Origin of the sequence: Chitinibacter sp. SCUT-21, from assembly GCA_041874755.1 — a bacterium.
In the GTDB taxonomy this organism is placed as follows: Bacteria; Pseudomonadota; Gammaproteobacteria; order Burkholderiales; family Chitinibacteraceae; genus Chitinibacter.
The window spans coordinates 1,487,793-1,508,167 of the sequence record CP102611.1 but is presented as its reverse complement, the minus strand read 5'-3'; the positions used below and the strand labels follow the sequence as shown (position 1 = coordinate 1,508,167).

Annotated in this window: 15 protein-coding genes, 2 tRNA genes and 3 rRNA genes; 18 read left to right on the top strand and 2 right to left on the bottom strand. The window is 51.0% G+C overall.

Annotated features, from left to right (window positions below; genetic code table 11):
* Nucleotides 1-22 precede the first annotated feature (22 nt).
* The 4 genes from rpsP to rplS all read left to right on the top strand — a co-directional run bounded on the left by rpsP (nt 23) and on the right by rplS (nt 2,064).
* Nucleotides 23-268: a 30S ribosomal protein S16 gene (gene rpsP / locus NT239_06875; protein ID XGA72537.1), complete on the top strand. Its 246-nt coding sequence runs from the start codon at nt 23-25 to the stop codon at nt 266-268.
* 73 nt (nt 269-341) lie between these two features.
* A complete protein-coding gene (gene rimM, locus NT239_06870; protein XGA72782.1) occupies nt 342-824 on the top strand; it encodes a ribosome maturation factor RimM in 483 nt (160 codons plus the stop codon).
* Nucleotides 825-873: 49 nt separating this feature from the next.
* Nucleotides 874-1,626 carry a tRNA (guanosine(37)-N1)-methyltransferase TrmD gene (gene trmD / locus NT239_06865; protein XGA72781.1) on the top strand — a complete coding sequence of 251 codons (753 nt, stop codon included), beginning with the start codon at nt 874-876 and terminating at the stop codon, nt 1,624-1,626.
* A gap of 63 nt (nt 1,627-1,689) precedes the next feature.
* Nucleotides 1,690-2,064, top strand: coding sequence for a 50S ribosomal protein L19 (gene rplS / locus NT239_06860; protein ID XGA72536.1), 375 nt, complete (start codon nt 1,690-1,692; stop codon nt 2,062-2,064).
* Nucleotides 2,065-2,137: 73 nt separating this feature from the next.
* Here rplS and NT239_06855 read toward each other — a convergent pair whose 3' ends face one another.
* Nucleotides 2,138-3,100, bottom strand: coding sequence for a polyprenyl synthetase family protein (locus tag NT239_06855; GenBank protein XGA72780.1), 963 nt, complete (start codon nt 3,098-3,100; stop codon nt 2,138-2,140).
* A 256-nt stretch (nt 3,101-3,356) separates the two neighbouring features.
* On the opposite strand from NT239_06855, the gene rplU reads away from it, so the two are divergent.
* The 14 genes from rplU to NT239_06785 all read left to right on the top strand — a co-directional run bounded on the left by rplU (nt 3,357) and on the right by NT239_06785 (nt 18,929).
* Nucleotides 3,357-3,668, top strand: a complete 312-nt coding sequence (gene rplU / locus NT239_06850) for a 50S ribosomal protein L21 (protein ID XGA72535.1) — start codon at nt 3,357-3,359, stop codon at nt 3,666-3,668.
* Between the two features lie 15 nt (nt 3,669-3,683).
* Entirely contained in the window at nt 3,684-3,956 is a 273-nt protein-coding gene (gene rpmA / locus NT239_06845; protein ID XGA72534.1) for a 50S ribosomal protein L27, read from the top strand.
* 311 nt (nt 3,957-4,267) lie between these two features.
* The gene (gene obgE, locus NT239_06840) at nt 4,268-5,431 is read left to right on the top strand and encodes a GTPase ObgE (protein XGA72533.1); all 1,164 of its coding nucleotides are present in this window, start codon (nt 4,268-4,270) and stop codon (nt 5,429-5,431) included.
* A gap of 118 nt (nt 5,432-5,549) precedes the next feature.
* A complete protein-coding gene (locus NT239_06835) occupies nt 5,550-6,827 on the top strand; it encodes a hypothetical protein (GenBank protein XGA72532.1) in 1,278 nt (425 codons plus the stop codon).
* A gap of 6 nt (nt 6,828-6,833) precedes the next feature.
* The gene (locus NT239_06830; protein ID XGA72531.1) at nt 6,834-7,493 is read left to right on the top strand and encodes a hypothetical protein; all 660 of its coding nucleotides are present in this window, start codon (nt 6,834-6,836) and stop codon (nt 7,491-7,493) included.
* Nucleotides 7,490-8,026 (top strand): GNAT family N-acetyltransferase, encoded by a 537-nt coding sequence (locus NT239_06825; protein ID XGA72530.1) that lies wholly within the window; start codon nt 7,490-7,492, stop codon nt 8,024-8,026. Before NT239_06830 ends, NT239_06825 begins: the two co-directional genes overlap by 4 nt.
* A complete protein-coding gene (locus NT239_06820) occupies nt 8,013-10,850 on the top strand; it encodes an AAA family ATPase (protein XGA72529.1) in 2,838 nt (945 codons plus the stop codon). The genes NT239_06825 and NT239_06820 overlap by 14 nt, the downstream gene beginning before the upstream one ends.
* A gap of 30 nt (nt 10,851-10,880) precedes the next feature.
* Nucleotides 10,881-12,041: a THUMP domain-containing protein gene (locus tag NT239_06815; GenBank protein XGA72528.1), complete on the top strand. Its 1,161-nt coding sequence runs from the start codon at nt 10,881-10,883 to the stop codon at nt 12,039-12,041.
* 460 nt (nt 12,042-12,501) lie between these two features.
* Nucleotides 12,502-14,035, top strand: a 16S ribosomal RNA gene (locus tag NT239_06810).
* 196 nt (nt 14,036-14,231) lie between these two features.
* A tRNA-Ile gene (locus NT239_06805) sits at nt 14,232-14,308 on the top strand.
* A gap of 38 nt (nt 14,309-14,346) precedes the next feature.
* A tRNA-Ala gene (locus NT239_06800) sits at nt 14,347-14,422 on the top strand.
* A 300-nt stretch (nt 14,423-14,722) separates the two neighbouring features.
* Nucleotides 14,723-17,609, top strand: a 23S ribosomal RNA gene (locus NT239_06795).
* A 138-nt stretch (nt 17,610-17,747) separates the two neighbouring features.
* Nucleotides 17,748-17,861, top strand: a 5S ribosomal RNA gene (rrf, locus tag NT239_06790).
* The 16S, 23S and 5S rRNA genes sit together here with 2 tRNA genes alongside, the layout of an rRNA operon.
* Before the next feature lie 108 nt (nt 17,862-17,969).
* A complete protein-coding gene (locus NT239_06785) occupies nt 17,970-18,929 on the top strand; it encodes a hypothetical protein (GenBank protein XGA72527.1) in 960 nt (319 codons plus the stop codon).
* A 58-nt stretch (nt 18,930-18,987) separates the two neighbouring features.
* Here NT239_06785 and hslU read toward each other — a convergent pair whose 3' ends face one another.
* Nucleotides 18,988-20,316, bottom strand: coding sequence for an ATP-dependent protease ATPase subunit HslU (gene hslU, locus NT239_06780; GenBank protein XGA72526.1), 1,329 nt, complete (start codon nt 20,314-20,316; stop codon nt 18,988-18,990).
* Nucleotides 20,317-20,375: the final 59 nt, after the last annotated feature.

The window sequence follows — 20,375 nt, the reverse complement described above, 5'->3', positions numbered from 1 at the left end:
TTTACCAATATTGGGTTTTATTATGGTCGTGATTCGTCTTGCTCGCGGTGGCTCAAAAGATCGCCCGTTCTACAACGTTGTAGTGACTGATTCTCGCAACCGCCGCGATGGTCGTTTCATCGAGCGCGTTGGCTTCTACAATCCACAAGCTTCTGGCGCTGCTGAAGAATTGCGCTTCGTTGCTGATCGTCTGAACTACTGGTTGGGTGTTGGCGCTCAGCCTTCTGATACCGTAGCTCGTTTGATCAAGCAGCAAAAAGCGGCCTAATTTTTCCGTGGTGAAAAATCTTAAAGCCTCGTCGGTGGATGCTCAGAATGTCGTGCCAGATGATCTGGTGGTGATGGGCTACATTAGCGGGGCTTTTGGCATTCAGGGTTGGGTTAGTTTGATCGCTGATACGCAGTACGCTGATAGCCTGCTTGACTACAAAACATGGTGGTTGGGTAAAAATGGCCAGTGGAAATCGTATCAGGTTGCGGATGCGCACGTTCAGCCTAAAAAGCTCGGGGCAAAATTGCAGGGTGTCAATGATCGAGATGTGGCCTTTTCTTTAAAGGGTTGTGAGATCGCTGTGCCGCGCAGTGAAATGCCGGAGTTGGAAGAGGATGAATACTACTGGGCTGATTTGATTGGCTTGGAAGTGCTTAATTCGCAAGGCGAACGCCTTGGTGTAATTGAAAAGCTGTTCGAAACCGGCGCTAACGACGTGATTGTTGTTAAAGATGGTGACGTAGAGCGTTTGGTGCCTTTCGTGGGGCATGTGGTATTGGATGTGAATCTTGAAACTCGTGTAATGCGAGTGGATTGGGGGCTGGATTTTTAATCCGGACGATTTAATGTCTGAACCCAAAAGCCATGAATCCAAAAGTGGCATGCAGTTTGATGTGGTAACGCTGTTTCCCGAGATGTTTGCGGCAATTACCGCGCATGGCGTCACGCGTCGTGCGGTGGAGTTGGGCTTAATCGAGGTCGAAACATGTAATCCGCGGGATTTTACGCAGGACAATTATCATCGCGTCGATGATAGGCCGTTCGGTGGTGGTCCTGGGATGGTGATGTTACCTGCTCCGCTGGATGCTGCACTTGGGTATAGCAAGCAACGCCAAATTGCTCGTGGCTTGCAGCCATATACGGTGTATATGTCCCCTCAGGGTGCGCCGTTAACGCATCAAAAAGTGCAAGAGTTGGCTGAAAAGCAATCACTTGTTTTGTTGTGTGGGCGTTATGAGGGGGTTGATGAGCGAATTATTGCTTCGCACGTCGATGAAGAAATCTCGGTGGGTGATTATGTGTTGTCGGGTGGCGAATTGCCCGCAATGATCGTCATTGATGCCGTGTCCCGTTTGTTGCCGGGTGTATTAAATACGGCGGCAAGTGCGGTGGAAGATTCATTTGTGGATGGGTTGCTGGATTGCCCGCATTACACCCGTCCCGAAGTTTATCGCGATATGGCTGTGCCTGATGTCTTGATGTCAGGCAACCATGCCGCTATAAGGCGCTGGCGTTTAAAGCAGTCGCTCGGTCGTACTTGGTTGCGCCGGCCTGATTTGCTGGAAAAGCGGCAGTTATCTAAAGAAGAGACTCGTCTTCTGGCTGAATTTAAGTCCGAGCAATTGCCGGACTAAGCTTGGCAATACCGTTGCTTTAGGGTGATGGCAGAAGGTACAGGCCTCATATGGAGTATTAAAATGAACTTGATTCAACAACTCGAGCAAGAAGAAATCGCCCGTCTGGGTAAAACTATCCCTGAATTTGCACCTGGCGACACTGTTGTCGTTTCAGTAAAAGTAAAAGAGGGTAACCGTGAACGTCTGCAGGCTTACGAAGGCGTAGTGATCGCTAAGCGTAACCGTGGTCTGAACAGCAACTTCATCGTTCGCAAGATTTCTTCTGGTACTGGCGTTGAGCGTACTTTCCAAACTTACTCTCCACTGGTGGCTTCTGTTGAAGTTAAACGCCGTGGTGATGTTCGTCGCGCTAAACTGTACTACCTCCGTGATCGTTCAGGCAAATCTGCACGTATCAAGGAAAAATTGCCAGCGCGCAAAGCAACTGCAGCTTAATTGCTGGGGTTTGCCAAAGAAAAAACCGACTTCGAATGAAGTCGGTTTTTTTATGTTTGCAATCTAGGGCTTTTTAGCTGTTGCGGTTGATGGCGAGTGTCGCCAGTGCTTTTAATGCTTGGGTGTGGGGGTTGTCAGCGAGGTGTTCAAGGCAATCAATGGCCAGTTGTGCTTCTTTTTGTGCGACTTGGCGGGCGTATTCGAGTGCGCCAGATTGCTGTACTGCCGCCAAAACGGCATCGAAATTTTCGCGTTTGGCGTGTTCAAGTGCGTCTTTCACAGTGGCCGCTGCGTCGGCTGCGCCGTGGCGCATTACATAAATCAGCGGCAGCGTTGGCTTGCCTTCGGCAAGGTCATCACCGAGTGATTTGCCGATTTCTTCTTGCTTGCCGCTGTAATCGAGAACGTCGTCGATAATCTGGAATGCGGTGCCTAGGTGCATGCCATAACGCGCCATGGCATCTTCAATGTCCGTGTTGCTTGCTGCGAGGATTGCACCAAGGCGTGAGGCGGCTTCAAATAGTTTGGCTGTTTTGTAGCGAATGACTTTCAGGTAGTCGGCTTCGTCGATGTCGATGTTGCCGATATTCATCAGTTGCAAAACTTCGCCTTCGGCGATGACGTTGGTGGCGTCAGACAGCACTTCCATAATGCGCATCGAGCCGCAATTGACCATCATTTGAAAGGCGCGGCTGTACAAAAAGTCGCCGACCAGTACGCTGGCGGCATTGCCAAACAGTGCATTGGCGGTGTCACGGCCACGGCGCAGGCTAGATTCATCCACTACGTCATCGTGCAAAAGTGTGGCGGTGTGGATAAATTCAATGACGGCAGCCAGCTCGTGATGATGCGTGCCTTGGTAGCCTAGTGCTTGCGCGGAGAGTAGTGTAATCATTGGGCGCAGGCGTTTTCCGCCGGATGCAACAATATACTCGGCGACTTGTCGCACTAGTACGACGTCTGAGTAGAGTCGGTCACGAATGACATTGTCCATGATGGCCATGTCGGCATCTACGACCGACTTTACAAACTGCATCGACACGCTGGGTTTACCCTTTGGCTTGTGGCTGGTGCGTTATTTTGCTGCACCAGCGTGATGAATAAATAATTGCGCGAGATATTAGCAGAAATTGCCCTTTTACGCCCGACTTCTGGCGCATGCTGCGAAAAGTGTGGGCTTAAGTCCTTGACTTTATTAAAACAAGCCCTTACTATGCTCGATTCCCAATTTTGGGGAGCGTGCCGGTGTGAATAGTCCGCGGCACGTTGGGTCAAACTCTTAGGAGCTTGTTATGTATGCAGTCGTAAAAACTGGTGGCAAGCAGTACAAAGTTGCTATCGGCGAAAAACTTAAAGTAGAACAGATTGCTGCAGACATCGACAGCCAAATCGTACTGAATGAAGTATTGATGGTGGCAGACGGTGATGCGGTTGTAATTGGTGCCCCAGTGGTTGCCGGTGCTTCCATCAAAGCAACTGTAATTTCTCAAGGTCGTGGTGAGAAGGTTCGCATTTTCAAAATGCGCCGTCGTAAGCACTACATGCGTCGTGCTGGCCATCGCCAGAACTACACTGAAATTCGCATTGACGAAATCGTTAAGTAATTAAGGAGCTGAACCATGGCACATAAGAAAGCTGGTGGTAGTTCGCGTAACGGTCGCGATTCAGAAGCCAAACGCTTGGGTATCAAAGTTTACGGTGGTGAATTGATTCCTGCTGGTTCTATCATTGTTCGTCAACGTGGTACTGAATTCCACGCTGGTGACAACGTTGGTATGGGCAAAGATCACACTCTGTTCGCTAAAGTTGATGGCTACGTACAATTCGCAGTGAAAGGCGCTCTGAAGCGTCGCACTGTAACTGTATTGCCTTACACTGGCGAAGAAGCTTAAGCTTCTTTCCGGTTTGCTTTGAAAGCCCTATCCTAGTGATGGGGCTTTTTTTCTTTGTCTGAATGGGAAAACGACTGCGAATCACGAATACTGCGTTTTAAAACGACTCAAAATCCTCATTTACTTTATGTAAGCTCCGGTTTTTCGTCTTTTTAAGCCTTGTCTTCGCGCTTCTCGTTACGTTTTCTTGTTGAGTCTGTGGGTTTTGCAGTCTGGCTAGGTGATTTTCCAGATACGTGCTTAAGTATTGGTCTGTATGTGGTAAATCCCTTGGTTTGCGGGGCGATACCCTGTGAGGTAGGAGTAGAGATATGAAGTTTATTGATGAAGCAAAGATTGAAGTAATCGGCGGCAAGGGCGGCAATGGTTCGGCCAGTATGCGCCGTGAGAAATTCGTACCCCGTGGTGGCCCAGATGGTGGCGACGGCGGTAAAGGCGGTACGGTTTGGGCTGTGGCGGATGAGGACATCAATACGCTGGTTGATTACCGCTTCGTCCGTAAATACAAAGCCAAAGACGGCGAGAATGGTCGCGGCGCCGATTGTTACGGTAAAGGCGGCGACGATATCGAGTTGCGCATGCCAATCGGCACAGTCATTACTGATGCTGAAACTGGTGAATTGATTGCAGACTTGACCAAAAATGGCGAGCGTTTGCCAATCGCCAAAGGCGGAACTGGCGGTTTTGGTAATTTGCACTTCAAATCGTCAACCAACCGCGCGCCACGCCAAACGACGCCGGGCGCGGAAGGTGAGCGTCGCGAATTGAAGCTGGAATTGAAAGTGCTGGCCGATATTGGTTTGCTTGGCATGCCGAATGCGGGTAAATCAACCTTCATCCGTGCTGTTTCTGCCGCCAAGCCAAAAGTAGCCGATTATCCATTTACCACACTGCATCCAAATTTGGGCGTGGTGCGCATCGATGAAAATCGCAGCTTCGTGATTGCCGACGTGCCAGGTTTGATCGAAGGCGCCGCCGATGGCGCGGGTTTAGGTCACCGCTTCTTGAAGCACTTGCAGCGCACTGGTATTTTGTTGCACCTAGTTGATTTGGCGCCGTTCAACGAAGAAGTTGATCCAGTCGCTGAAGCCAATGCCATTGTCGAAGAGCTGCGCAAATACGACGAAGAGTTGTACACCAAGCCACGTTGGTTGGTGCTCAATAAAGTCGACATGATTCCGGAAGATGAGCGCGAAGAACGCGTACAAGCCTTCCTGAAAGCCTATGGTTGGGAGGCGGGCGAGTACGACGAGTACGCGCCATTTAATCCAGCGAAACCACGTTACTTTGTGATTGCCGGTCTGACCGGTGAAGGTTGCCGTGATCTAACCTACGCGATTGCTGATTATCTGGAACAAGCGAAAAAACTGGCTAAGCAGCAAGAAGAAGACGCCGCCGCGCGTTTGGCTGCCGAGCAAGAAGCCTTGCTGGCTGCGCGTGCAGCGGCTTTGGCCGAAGGTCGCGACTTCGAGTAATTGCTTTAATCCACGAGTGCGCTGCAATGGTGTGCTCGTGGTACTACTTCCTACTAAAGGCATTGTTTTTCCGCCTGTTTGCCTTTAGTCTTGCTGCTTCCCGATTTTTGTCATCTCCATGCAAGACGAAAACTTATTTTCCGATTTTTTTCAGCCCGGTTTTGTGCCGCACGAATTGCCGCAAATGGCGGAATTACTGCGCGCGCGCACCTATATCGACGCTTTTATTACCTTGTTTCGCGGTGGCGAAGACGAGGTTTTTGTTCGTCTGATCGTGCTGCGCGAAATCGGCGCGCGCGCCGATGCGCCGCGCTGGTCGCCGGCCGACTTGCAGGCGCATTTTGCCTATATCAATCAGGTTAAGCTCGATACGGTCTTGAAGCGTTTGCGCGATAATGGCTTGTTGGTGTGGGATAGCGACGAGCAGCTGTACGCAATGTCCGAGGCGGGGCGCGTGGCCTTGGCGGCGATGGGCACGATGATGCAGTTCGCCGAAGGCGATGCCGAATTGGGTTATTTGACGTCGCAGGTGGCGGCGGGTCAATCGCTGGGGCAAGTTTCCAACGAAGTGATGCTCAATTTGCTGGCGCGCTTGAACGAACTGTACGCCGATTTTGAAGCGGCGCTCGAGTCGCAATCCGAATTCCAAATCCGCGCCGCGCGCGAAAAACTCGAAAAAGTGTGGCAGTGGGTCGAAAAAGGCACCGATGTGATCCGCACCGTGCTGACTGACGAAGAGACCGATCCGCGCATCCATCAAGTCGCGCAATCGATCGCCTTGGCGCAAGCGCGCATGCTGCGCTTAACGTCGGTGTTTCATCGTCGTCTTTCCGAATTGGCTTCGCAGCGCGTGCATTTGGGGCAATCTGGTTTATCGACGACCAACGTCGCCGATTGGTTGCGCCAGCAAACGCAAGAAAAGCTCGCCAGTCTTGGCCGTGATTTAATTTTGTTCCATCCCGAGCCGCATTTTGTCGTGTCGGATATTTTGCTCGACGTGGCCGAATACGAAATTTGCGAGCGCGAACGCCCAGTCAACATCATCAGTGCAATGCCCGCCGGCGCTGCCGCGCAAATGGTCGGCGAAGTTGAAGCCGAGCGCCTATTGCTGGCGGAATCTCTGTACGACGATCTTAATCGCCTCGTCGCTGGCGGCTTAGGTGGCGATTTGCCCGAGGCGGTGATCGCGCCGACATATAACGAAACGGCGTATCGCTTATCGCTGCTGTCGTTATTGGGCGATGCCGAGGCTGCGCTGGAAAAGAGTGTAGTCGCCGATATTGTAAAAGTGCCGTTGCGGCTGGAAGCAAGTGCCGAGTTGCACGAACCTGATCATCCTGAAGTCGCCAGCATTAGTCGTGGCCGACTCGCTCCACTGAATTCATCAAAAGGCTGATAGAACATGGATCAAGCCCTCAATATTTTAGTTGCGCGTTTATTGGCGCAACGTTTTGTGCTTCGTAAAGACCCACTGGCGCGCCGCGCGCTGATCGACGAAGCCTTTCGCGAGTCGCTCGAACATCGTCTAGCCGAATGTGGTTTGCAGTTGCTGGAAAATCCCTACGCCGAACATATCGCGGTGGCGTTGCAGCCGCATATGGAAGAGTGGGTGTTTGGCGAAGGTGAAAACTGGTTGTCGAATAATATGGGCCTGCCGCGTGATGGCATCGCCTTGCTGGTCGTCGTGTGGGCGCTGATTATTTTGCCGAAGCGCGAGCGTCAAATTGCGCGCGTTGAAGCGGGGCATGAAGATCAGGGCGATTTATTTGGCGCCGAAAAACCGATCGAGCACGGCGAAGGCGTCGCGCAAGGCATTTCGGAAGACGCGTTGTACGCCGATTTTGGCAAAGTGCTGGGCGGCAAAATGCGTTTTACGACCAATTTAGGCCAGCTCTCCAAATTGGGTTTTGTCGTACGCCGCAACCGAATGATTTATGAAGGCCCGATGCTTGATTTGATGATCGACTACGCCAAGCTCGCGCCGCGTATTATCAACGGCGCGCTGGCCGATATTTTAAAACTGTCGGGCACGCAAATTGCCTCGGCCGAGATCGACGCATGATTTTACGTGTAGCGAACGAGCAAGACGCTGAGTTTTTATTGCGCTTGCGCTCAGACCCAGCTGCGCTGCAATACATGCCGCTAATGAAATTAGATTTGCCTGCGATACAGGCGCGAATTACGGCCGCAGCTCAGCAAGTCAATTGCCAAGATAATGCTGAGTTAATGATGATCGTCGAAGTCGATGGTCGGGCGATCGGCATGGTCGGCGCGAATCAGCGCTCGCCGATGATGCAATACGCCGAAGTGTCGTATTCATTATTGCCGCAATATCAAGGCCAAGGTTTGGCGAGCCGAGCGCTTGGCATCTGGGTGACGCAATTATTCGCCGCAGGTTATCGTCGGCTTGGCGCGACCATTTCTGCGCTGAATAGGCCGTCGCTGGCTTTGGCTGAGCGAATTGGTTTTGTCCGCGAAGGCGTGTTGCGCGCGCATTTTGTGATCGGCGGTCAGGCGCAAGATCAAGTGATTTATGGTTTGTTGGCCAGCGAATGGCTGCAAGCACAAAAGGGAAGTCAAAATGTTCCAGATTAAAACTTTGGAAATGGTGCACTGGGATTTCTGGCAACGTATTTCTGTGCCGCTCGATGCGCAGATTGTGACGGTAGTCGGCCCGAATGGTTCAGGTAAAACGACGCTGCTCGATGCGCTGCGCACGATTTTGGCGCTTAAATGTTCGGGCCGCCGCGATTACAAACGCTATGTGCGCAATAACAAAGAAAACATCGCTTGGTTGCGCGCGGTGGTGAGTAATCCGCGCCGTAGCGGTGGCGGCTTTTTTCCGTATTTGTTTTTCCCGCTCTCGTCTGAAACGGTAACGCTGTTTTGTCGGATTAAAAAACAGGGCGGCGATTGGGTGCGCCAGTATGCGATTGCCGAAGGCGATGCGCAGCTTGACGGCCAAACTGAGACGAATTTGCAATGGCTAGGCGTTGGCGATTATCGCCGCCGCTTGGAGCAAGCCGGTTTAACGCCAGCAATTGCCGAGGTATTGGCCTTGGAGCAAGGTGATACGGACAAGCTGTGCGAATACTCCCCTAAGGCATTGCTGGATTTGGTTTTCCAAGTGTTTGGCGACAAAGAAGTGCTCGACCATTACCAAGAAGCCAAAGTGCGTTTGCGCGAGGCTGAGGGCGAGCTCGATAAAATGCAGCAGCAACTCTCGCAGCTTGGCTTGGACGTTGAGCGTTTCCGTCTGCGCGCTAGCAGCTATCTGGAATGGTGTTCGCTCGGTACCGACACGGTGCGCCTTGAGCAGGAAGTAATTCCCGCCTTGCAAGTGGCCGAAGCGCAAGACACGCTGCGCAACTATATCGCCCAATTTAAGCAAAACCGCCGCAATCTGTGGCATAAGCGCGGTGATTTGGTGCAGCTCGATAAACGCTTGGCGGTGGCGCAGTTGGCGGCCAATCAAACGCTGAATGGCGAGCAGCAAAGCAAAGCGGATTACGAAACGCTGTTTGCCAAGTTCCAAGAAGTGCGCGATGCGGCGCGCGATACCGAGCGCATTATGCGCGAAGGCGAAAAGCTGCGTGAGCTCGCCGAGCGCGAGCACGGCGCCGACGCGATTGGCTTGAACGATCGTTTGGCCGATTTGAAAGTCATTGAGACCGAGAAAAAACTAGCGCTGAAAAAAGCCCGCGATGAGCGCCAGCAATTGTCGGAAGCGCAATTTGCGCTGCAAGCCGGCAAAGCGCCGTCGCCCGACTTTGTGCGCCAAATGCGTGCTGCGCTTGACGAGGCTGGCATTCCGCATCAATTGCTGACCGAAATTTGCGAAGTAACTGACCCGACTTGGCAAGACGCGGTTGAGGCCTTGCTCGCGCCGTCGCGCCATTTGATTTTGCTGCAGCGCGAAGCTGATAAGCAGCGCGCATGGGAAGTCGGCGAGCGTTTGCGTTATCGCCACTTTATCGTGTCGGAGCGCGAACCAGCGCCGCGTGCGGTGTTGGGCTCGATTCTTGAAATTATCGATTTCAAGGCGCCAGTGCCGCCGTGGTTGACTCGTCAATTGAATGGCATTCAGCGCGTGAAGTCGGTCGAAGCCGGCAGCCGCATTAGCAGCGATTGGATTACCAAAGAGGGGTATTACCGTGAACGCCGCGGTGCGCGTTTCATTGGGGTCGATACCCGCGAATATGCTTTTGGTGAGGCGGCGCGTCATTCACGCCTGAACGACATCGCCGTACGCTTAAAAGCCTTGAACGAGCAGATTCTCGATCAAGAAACCGATTTTGCCAGCGTGCAACGGGATATTCAGAGCATTACTGTGCAGCTGATGGGTATGCAGGCGGTGTTGCAATTGGCGTCGCGCCAAGCCGAATTTGCCGCAGCGGCCGAGCGCTTCCCGGCCGAGCAAGCCGAAGTGCAGCGCCTTGGTGCGGAACTGGCTGCGGCGCAGGCAGCGGTCGAAGGTTCGCGCGAAAGCCGTTCTGAATTGCGCTTGGCGGCGCAAAAAATTGAAATCGAGCGCGATCAATTCCGCCGCGCGGTCGAAGAATTGCAGGCGCAAATTACGCGCCAACGCAATGAAATTAGCCGCCAGCTTGGCGCGATTCGCGTCTTGAAAGAAAAAGCTTTGCCAGCTTGGCTATTGCCAAGTGTGCTTGAGCAACTGAAAGAAGAATATCGCAGCGTGACCGAAGTGCGTCACATCATCGAGCGTCAGCAAGAGCAGCTAACGCAAGCGCATTGGGAAAAAGACGAAACCATCATCCAGCGCCGCGACAAATTGGTTGCCGACTACGAGGCGCTGGAAGACGAGTCGCAAGGCCACCGCAAAGAAGTTGAGCGCACTGGCCAGCTAACCGAAGAGGCGCGCGCGGCGTATATTAATAAATTGCGTGCGACGGTGCGTGCGTATGGTCGCAATATTAAAGGCTTGGGCGATTTAGCCGGCATCGACGTTGAGCTTGATATGCCGCATCTGGAAAATGACGACGTGGTGTTGGCGCAGGCTGGCCTGACGGCACGTTTCAATTTCGACCAGAAAGGCATGATGGGCTTGAACGACGGTGAAGCGTCGGGCGGTCAGCAGGTCATGAAGTCGCTGATTTTGCTGATCGGCTTGATGATGGACGAAAACAATCCATCGGGCTTTGTGTTCATCGACGAGCCATTTGCGCACTTGGATATTTTCAATATTGACCGCGTTGGCGCATTCTTGAAGGCGACGCAGGCGCAGTATTTGATTACCACGCCGTTAACGCACAATACCAATGTGTATGGCCCGTCCGAATTGACGCTAACGACGCGAAAAAAACGTCCGGGCGAGACTTGGGCGCCATTGATCATGCAAACGCGTCGCAGAACCGAGCAAAAATCGCTTGATGCGGGTACAGTGCTCGCAACTGTGTAATTTTTATCCAGAATTTTAAAGAAGAAGCCTGTGCTACAAATATTTGAATTTTTCGCGCCATGTCCGCGTGGCCTTGAGCCGATTCTGGAAAAGGAATTGCTCGAGCAAGGTGCTAAGAAAGTGAAAGTCACCGATGGTGGCGTGGCGTTTTCTGGCCCATGGACGGTGATGTACAAAGCGAATCTGTATTCGCGCGTTGCCAGCCGCATTCTGTGGAAGCTGGTGGAAAAGCCATATCGCTCAGAAGACGATATTTTCCGTATGGCGCGTGATACTGAATGGGCGGAGATCTTTACCGTTGAGAATTCAATCAAAGTCACGGTCACGGCGGTGCGCTCGCCGCTGCGTAGCCTCGATTTTATTGCGCTCAAAGTGAAAGACGGCGTTTGTGATCGTTTCCGTTTGAAGTGTGGCAAGCGCCCTGATGTGGATACCAAAGAGCCGGATATGCGGATTCATTTGTATCTGTCGGACAAAATGGCGACCTTGTATCTCGATACTTCGGGTGAAGCGCTATTTAAGCGTGGCTATCGCGTTGAAACGGGTGATGCGCCAGTGCGAGAAAATCTGGCCGCCGGTATTTTGGCGCTAAGCGGCTGGACGCCGGAACAAGCGTTTTACGATCCAATGTGCGGTTCGGGGACTTTCCTGATCGAAGCGGCAATGATTGCACGCAATATTGCGCCAGGTATTCGCCGCTCTTTTGCCTTCCAGCAAATGCGTATGTTTGATGATGGATTCTGGCAAGGCGTTCGCGACGAAGCTAAAGCAAAAGAAAGCAAGAGTAATCAGTTGATTTCGGGCTCGGACGTTTCAAGTACGGTGTTGATTTACGCGAAAGCCAATATTGCCGCCGCGGGATTGGAAGATGCGATTCAACTGAAACAGTTGAATGTCCTCGATGCTAAGCCGCCAGCAGAATCGGGTGTATGGGTATGTAATCCACCCTACGGCGCACGTATGGATGAGAAAGAGCATTTGGCTGGCTTGTACCCACAATGGGCAACGGTATTAAAGCAGCGCTTTGCAGGTTGGAACGCTTATTTCCTCACCGCCGATTTAGATATGCCTAAATACATGCGTTTAAAAGCATCTAAACGTACGGTGCTATTTAACGGCCCACTCGAATGTCGCTTGTTTGAATACAAAATGATCGCCGGTGGCAATCGAGATAAGCCTGCTAAAGATTGATTTAATCAGTGATGCGTCGTTAAAAGACCAAGTCAAAGCCCGCGCTAGCGGGCTTTGTGCTTTTTGTGCTTGGTTTTTGTGATTTTGTGGCTGAGTTTGCAGGTGCTGACCGTTTGGTTTTGATTGACTGGGCTCAATTGTTTAAAAGTGAGTTTCCTTTTCCATCAATCACTTATCGCCTTTGTTCGCTTTTCTTTATCGATAGGTGTTGACGTGTTTCAGAGCGGTGGGTATAGTTCGGCCTCTCTGCTGATGACGCAGCGAAACGAAGTGATGTTTCTCTCTGTCTCGCACCGATCTTTAACAAATTACAGCCGATGAGTGTGAGTGCTTGATTCGTAAGTCGAAACAAGTGCTTGCACTCAGATGATAGGAAATAAACAAGACGAACTTAATTGTTCATCTCGTTTCTTTCTTTGAGTATTGAAGTACAAGCCAAGTAGTAAAAATAGCAGAGATTAAACGAAAGAGTTTGATCCTGGCTCAGATTGAACGCTGGCGGCATGCTTTACACATGCAAGTCGAACGGCAGCACGGACTTCGGTCTGGTGGCGAGTGGCGAACGGGTGAGTAATACATCGGAACGTACCCAGTAATGGGGGATAACTATCCGAAAGGATAGCTAATACCGCATACGCCCTACGGGGGAAAGAGGGGGATCGCAAGACCTCTTGTTATTGGAGCGGCCGATGGCTGATTAGCTAGTTGGTGGGGTAAAGGCCTACCAAGGCAACGATCAGTAGCGGGTCTTAGAGGACGATCCGCCACACTGGAACTGAGACACGGTCCAGACTCCTACGGGAGGCAGCAGTGGGGAATCTTGGACAATGGGCGCAAGCCTGATCCAGCAATGCCGCGTGCGTGAAGAAGGCCTTCGGGTTGTAAAGCGCTTTTGTCAGGGAGCAAATCCTTGTGGCTAATACCCACCGGGGATGAGAGTACCTGAAGAATAAGGACCGGCTAACTACGTGCCAGCAGCCGCGGTAATACGTAGGGTCCAAGCGTTAATCGGAATTACTGGGCGTAAAGCGTGCGCAGGTGGTTTGTTAAGCACGATGTGAAATCCCCGAGCTCAACTTGGGAATTGCATTGTGAACTGGCTAACTAGAGTACGGCAGAGGGGGGTGGAATTCCACGTGTAGCAGTGAAATGCGTAGAGATGTGGAGGAACACCGATGGCGAAGGCAACCCCCTGGGCTGATACTGACACTCATGCACGAAAGCGTGGGGAGCAAACAGGATTAGATACCCTGGTAGTCCACGCCCTAAACGATGTCTACTAGTTGTTGGGCTTTTCGGAGCTTAGTAACGCAGCTAACGCGTGAAGTAGACCGCCTGGGGAGTACGGTCGCAAGACTAAAACTCAAAGGAATTGACGGGGGCCCGCACAAGCGGTGGATGATGTGGATTAATTCGATGCAACGCGAAAAACCTTACCTGGTCTTGACATGTACGGAATCCTTTAGAGATAGAGGAGTGCCTTCGGGAACCGTAACACAGGTGCTGCATGGCTGTCGTCAGCTCGTGTCGTGAGATGTTGGGTTAAGTCCCGCAACGAGCGCAACCCTTGCCACTAGTTGCTACCATTCAGTTGAGCACTTTAGTGGGACTGCCGGTGACAAACCGGAGGAAGGTGGGGATGACGTCAAGTCCTCATGGCCCTTATGACCAGGGCTTCACACGTCATACAATGGTCGGTACAGAGGGTCGCTAACCCGCGAGGGGGTGCCAATCTCACAAAACCGATCGTAGTCCGGATTGCACTCTGCAACTCGAGTGCATGAAGTCGGAATCGCTAGTAATCGCGGATCAGCATGTCGCGGTGAATACGTTCCCGGGCCTTGTACACACCGCCCGTCACACCATGGGAGTGGGTTTCACCAGAAGTAGGTAGGCTAACCGTAAGGAGGCCGCTTACCACGGTGGGATTCATGACTGGGGTGAAGTCGTAACAAGGTAGCCGTAGGGGAACCTGCGGCTGGATCACCTCCTTTCAAGAGAAAAGACCTTCGGGTCAAGTACTCACACTCATCGGCTGTAGAGTTTGAAGATACAGAGAAAGTAGCTGAGCAATGAAGCAATTCATTGCAGGGTTACGGACTTGGTTGGAAGCTGGGTCAGTAGCTCTGGCGGCGTAGATTATCTAAAAGTAATCGCGAAGTTAGAGATGATCTAGTGAAGACAAAAGCTGGGTCAGTAGCTCAGTCGGTTAGAGCACCGTCTTGATAAGGCGGGGGTCGCTGGTTCGATTCCAGCTTGACCCACCATTGATTCATCAGTGGAAACAGCTTTGTAATGCCAGATTGGGGGATTAGCTCAGTTGGGAGAGCACCTGCTTTGCAAGCAGGGGGTCGTCGGTTCGATCCCGTCATCCTCCACCAATCACAAGAGTTCAGAATTCAGTGAGCAAGCAGATTTATTCTGGTTTGTTTATTTTGTTCTGGTTTCTTAAATCAGAATGCCTTTGGCATCTGTATCGTTCTTTAACAAAATAGAAGAAGTAATATCTCCTAATTAAACAATGTGAGCATCAAGGCAACTTGGTGTGAACAGTAAATAAATTGGGTTGATTGTATCTCTGATCGAAAGATCAGCGTTGAATGACGTGAGAACTCATTCAACAAGTCGTAAATACCGATACTCTAAACCGATGATACGGTAAAACGTGTTTGAGGTTATAGGATCAAGCGAATAAGTGCATCTGGTGGATGCCTTGGCGATGATAGGCGACGAAGGACGTGATAGCCTGCGATAAGCGTGGGGGAGCTGGCAAAGTGCTTTGATCCCACGATTTCCGAATGGGGAAACCCGGCCCTTTTGGGTCACTCATCACTGAATACATAGGTGATGTAGAGCGAACGCGGTGAACTGAAACATCTAAGTAACCGCAGGAAAAGAAATCAACCGAGATTCCCAAAGTAGTGGCGAGCGAAATGGGAAGAGCCTGTACGTGATAACAGTCGTGTTAATAGAACGGAATGGAAAGTCCGGCCATAGTGGGTGATAGCCCCGTATATGAAAACACAATTGTGGTACTAAGCGTACGATAAGTAAGGCGGGACACGAGAAATCCTGTTTGAAGATGGGGGGACCATCCTCCAAGGCTAAATACTCATCATCGACCGATAGTGAACCAGTACCGTGAGGGAAAGGCGAAAAGAACCCCGGGAGGGGAGTGAAATAGAACCTGAAACCGGATGCATACAAACAGTGGGAGCAGACTTGTTCTGTGACTGCGTACCTTTTGTATAATGGGTCAGCGACTTACGTTCAGTAGCAAGCTTAACCAAATAGGGGAGGCGTAGGGAAACCGAGTCCGAATAGGGCGCATAGTTGCTGGGCGTAGACCCGAAACCAAGTGATCTAGCCATGGCCAGGATGAAGGTGCGGTAACACGCACTGGAGGTCCGAACCCACTGACGTTGCAAAGTCAGGGGATGAGCTGTGGCTAGGGGTGAAAGGCTAAACAAACTTGGAAATAGCTGGTTCTCCTCGAAAACTATTTAGGTAGTGCCTCATGTATCACTGACGGGGGTAAAGCACTGTTATGGCTAGGGGGTCATCGCGACTTACCAAACCATGGCAAACTCTGAATACCGTCAAGTGCGAGCATGGGAGACAGTCCTGGGGTGCTAACGTCCTGGGACAAGAGGGAAACAACCCAGACCGCCGTCTAAGGTCCCAAATGATCAATTAAGTGGAAAACGAGGTGGGAAGGCATAGACAGCCAGGATGTTGGCTTAGAAGCAGCCATCATTTAAAGAAAGCGTAATAGCTCACTGGTCGAGTCGTCCTGCGCGGAAGATGTAACGGGGCTCAAATTGATAACCGAAGACGCGGATATGTACGATGTACATATGGTAGAGGAGCGTTCTGTAAGCCTGTGAAGGTGTCTTGAGAAGGATGCTGGAGGTATCAGAAGTGCGAATGCTGACATGAGTAGCGATAAAGGGGGTGAAAAGCCCCCTCACCGAAAACCCCAGGTTTCCTGCGCAACGTTCATCGGCGCAGGGTGAGTCGGCCCCTAAGGCGAGGCAGAAATGCGTAGTCGATGGGAAACAGGTTAATATTCCTGTACTTGGTATTAGTGCGATGTGGGGACGGAGAAGGTTACCTCAGCCAACGGTTGGAAGAGTTGGTTTAAGCGTGTAGGTGTGTGGCTTAGGCAAATCCGGGCTGCTTTAACACTGAGGCGTGATGACGAGTCTACTTGTAGACGAAGTGAGCGATACCCTGCTTCCAAGAAAAGCCACTAAGCTTCAGCTAATATCGAACCGTACCGCAAACCGACACAGGTGGGTAGGATGAGAATTCTAAGGTGCTTGAGAGAACTCGGGAGAAGGAACTCGGCAAATTGACACCGTAACTTCGGGAGAAGGTGTGCCTCTAGTAGGTGAAGGTGTACAACTGGAGCCCAATGAGGCCGCAGAGAAATGAGGGCTGCGACTGTTTATCAAAAACACAGCACTGTGCTAACACGAAAGTGGATGTATACGGTGTGACGCCTGCCCGGTGCTGGAAGATTAAATGATGGGGTGCAAGCTCTTGATTGAAGTCCCAGTAAACGGCGGCCGTAACTATAACGGTCCTAAGGTAGCGAAATTCCTTGTCGGGTAAGTTCCGACCCGCACGAATGGCGTAACGATGGCCCTACTGTCTCCTCCCGAGACTCAGCGAAGTTGAAGTGTTTGTGAAGATGCAATCTCCCCGCTGCTAGACGGAAAGACCCCGTGAACCTTTACTGTAGCTTTGCATTGGACTTTGAAGTGGTTTGTGTAGGATAGGTGGGAGGCTTTGAAGCAGGAACGCCAGTTTCTGTGGAGCCGTCCTTGAAATACCACCCTGACCCCTTTGAGGTTCTAACCTAGGTCCGTTATCCGGATCGGGGACCGTGCATGGTAGGCAGTTTGACTGGGGCGGTCTCCTCCCAAATTGTAACGGAGGAGCTCGAAGGTCGCCTAGGTACGGTCGGACATCGTACTGATAGTGTAATGGCAAAAGGCGGCTTAACTGCGAGACCGACAAGTCGAGCAGGTGCGAAAGCAGGACATAGTGATCCGGTGGTTCTGAATGGAAGGGCCATCGCTCAACGGATAAAAGGTACTCCGGGGATAACAGGCTGATTCCGCCCAAGAGTTCACATCGACGGCGGAGTTTGGCACCTCGATGTCGGCTCATCACATCCTGGGGCTGTAGCCGGTCCCAAGGGTATGGCTGTTCGCCATTTAAAGTGGTACGTGAGCTGGGTTCAAAACGTCGTGAGACAGTTTGGTCCCTATCTGCAGTGGGCGTTGGAAGTTTGAGGGGGGCTGCTCCTAGTACGAGAGGACCGGAGTGGACTGACCTCTGGTGTACCGGTTGTCACGCCAGTGGCATTGCCGGGTAGCTAAGTCGGGAATAGATAAGCGCTGAAAGCATCTAAGCGCGAAACTAGCCTCAAGATGAGACTTCCCTAGGTCTTTAAGACCTCTAAAGGATCGTTCGAGACCAGGACGTTGATAGGTCGGGTGTGGAAGCGTAGTAATACGTTAAGCTAACCGATACTAATTGCCCGTGAGGCTTGATCCTATAACCTGAGACGCGTTAAGCGACAGGTGCAATCGACCCGATTGTGAATGTTTAAGACAGAGAATAAAGATTACTTCTTCTATTGATTTCGAGTGATTGCAAACCCAATGGGGTAAGCAGTTAACTCACCCAGTTTTGTCTGGTGACCATAGCGAGGTGGTCCCACTCCTTCCCATCCCGAACAGGACAGTGAAACGCCTCAGCGCCGATGATAGTGCGGATTGCCCGTGTGAAAGTAGGTCATTGCCAGACTCCCTAATAGAAAGCCCAGCTGATTCAGCTGGGCTTTTTGCTTTGAATTTTCAATTTGGCGCAATTTTAGCTCAGTGTTATGCTTACGGCTAAACAAAGGGTCGATGTATGCGTCATCTAAATACCGCAATAATTAGTTTTTTTGTTTCTTCCTGTCTTTTCGCCGCGTCTGAACATGCTGCGACGGTTCGTAATAGCGAATTTAGTTTCGAGCCTAATTCCATTCGAAAACGTGCCGAGTCTGTACTCGCAATGATGTCATATTCCGTGATCTTGGATTTAGCCAGCAGTAGTTTGAGTATGCAAAATACGCAAAGCGATGGTGAAACCCTTGTTATGAGTCAGCTTGGCGGTGGTGCAACTATCAGTGATACCGTGCCCGTATATTTAGAAGGGGCGATAGCGTACAGCCGTTATGATCCCACTTTTGTTGCTAGTAATGGCCAGGAGAGTCGTACTATCCCTATGAAGTGGACGACGCTTTCGGTAATGGGCGGAGTGGGTTGGGATATCCCCTTGCGTGAAGATTTAGTGCTACGCCCGATTGCGAATTTTTCTTTAGGGACAGTCCAGAGCGATTTAAAGCTGATCAACTGGTTTTTGAACGAGAAACTAGGTACGGATTATAACTTTTCGCATGGCGGAAGCATGAATGCACTAGGCTATGGGGGGGCTTTGATGCTTGATTATGAACTTGTTCGCCCTGAGCATGAGATTGATCTTGAAATACGCTATTCGGCGATGCATTTAGAAGGGTTTTCGAATGGCCAAAGCATTGATGCGAATGCAGACTCACAAACGGCAAATATCTACGCGCGTTATCGAGCCCCAACGGGTTTGAATTTGTTCGCTCGCCCCTTGCGTTATGTGCTAGAGGCTTCTCATTCGAGATATTATGGGGATCAGGCGGGGCAGTTGGGGTTTGATTATCTATCTACCCTGGGGGCTGGGGTTGAGGTTGATTCGACAGATTTAATTCCGATGATTACGCGCACTCGCTTTGTTGCGCGCTATATGTTTGGTCCTGGGGTTGAAGGTGCAGGACTGAGTATTGCTTGTAGTTTTTAGATGTATTGCCCTGAAGGTTAGTATTCAAAAGCCTTTCAGGGCAATACTCGTTCATGTATTACAACATGTAGCGGGCAAGATCTTCGTTGCCGGCCACGGAGCCTAACTTTTCTCGTACAAATTGTGCATTCACTGAAACTTTGCCGCGTTTGGCGTCAAATGACACGTCCTCAAGCAAGCGTTCCATGATGGTATATAAGCGACGTGCCCCGATATTTTCGGTACTTTCATTCACCGACCATGCCATTTGCGCCATTTCCTTGATGCCTTCCGCGGTGAATTCAACGTCAATTTCTTCTGTGGCTAGTAAAGCTTGATATTGTTTGGCTAAACAAGCATCAGTACCGGTCAAAATGGTGGCGAAATCTTCGACGGTTAATGAGTTTAGTTCAACGCGAATTGGAAACCGGCCTTGTAACTCAGGAATTAAATCCGATGGTTTGGCGAGATGGAACGCACCGCTCGCGATGAATAAAATATGGTCAGTTTTTACCATGCCGTATTTTGTAGTGACGGTTGTTCCCTCAACCAGCGGCAACAGATCGCGCTGCACACCTTGCCGAGAAACCTCGCCTCCACTGCCTTCGGAGCGAGTGGTTACTTTATCGATTTCATCAATGAATACGATACCGTGTTGTTCAACAGCTCTGACTGCTTCTGCTTTGGCATCTTCTTCGTTAACGAGTTTGGCTGCCTCTTCATCGATCAGATGCTTCATCGCATCGACCACTTTCATTTTTTGCGATTTAGTTTTTCCGCCCATTGCCCCCTTAAACATTTGCTGAATTTGGCTGGAGAAGTCTTCCATCCCAGGGGGGCTAAACACCTCCATTGTTGGTGCTGCCGCAGCTACTTCAATGTCGATTTCTTTGTCATCGAATTTGCCTTCCCGAAGCATCTTGCGGAATTTCTGGCGCGTTTCGGCCATTGGGTCTTCGCCATTGACGCTGCCATAGTTATTGTTGCCTGCGGGTGGTGGCAACAGTACATCTAAAATGCGGTTTTCTGCGGCGTCTTCAGCGCGAACGCGATTGCGGCTAATCGCAATATCACGTACTTGTTTAATGGCAATCTCCATTAAATCGCGAATGATGCTATCGACATCCTTGCCGACATAGCCAACTTCAGTAAATTTGGTCGCTTCGACTTTAATAAATGGTGCATCAGCTAGCTTGGCCAAACGCCGGGCAATTTCAGTTTTCCCGACGCCGGTGGGTCCGATCATCAAAATATTTTTTGGGGTAATTTCGTTACGAAGCGGCTCGGCCACTTGCTGGCGACGCCAACGGTTACGAAGGGCAATGGCAACGGCTTTTTTGGCTGCAGATTGCCCAACGATATGTTTATCCAATTCATGGACGATTTCTTGTGGCGTCATTTGCGTCATGGCAACTTCCTTTCAAATTGATAGCAATTAGATCGGGGCTGGTGGTGAAATTTAAAGAT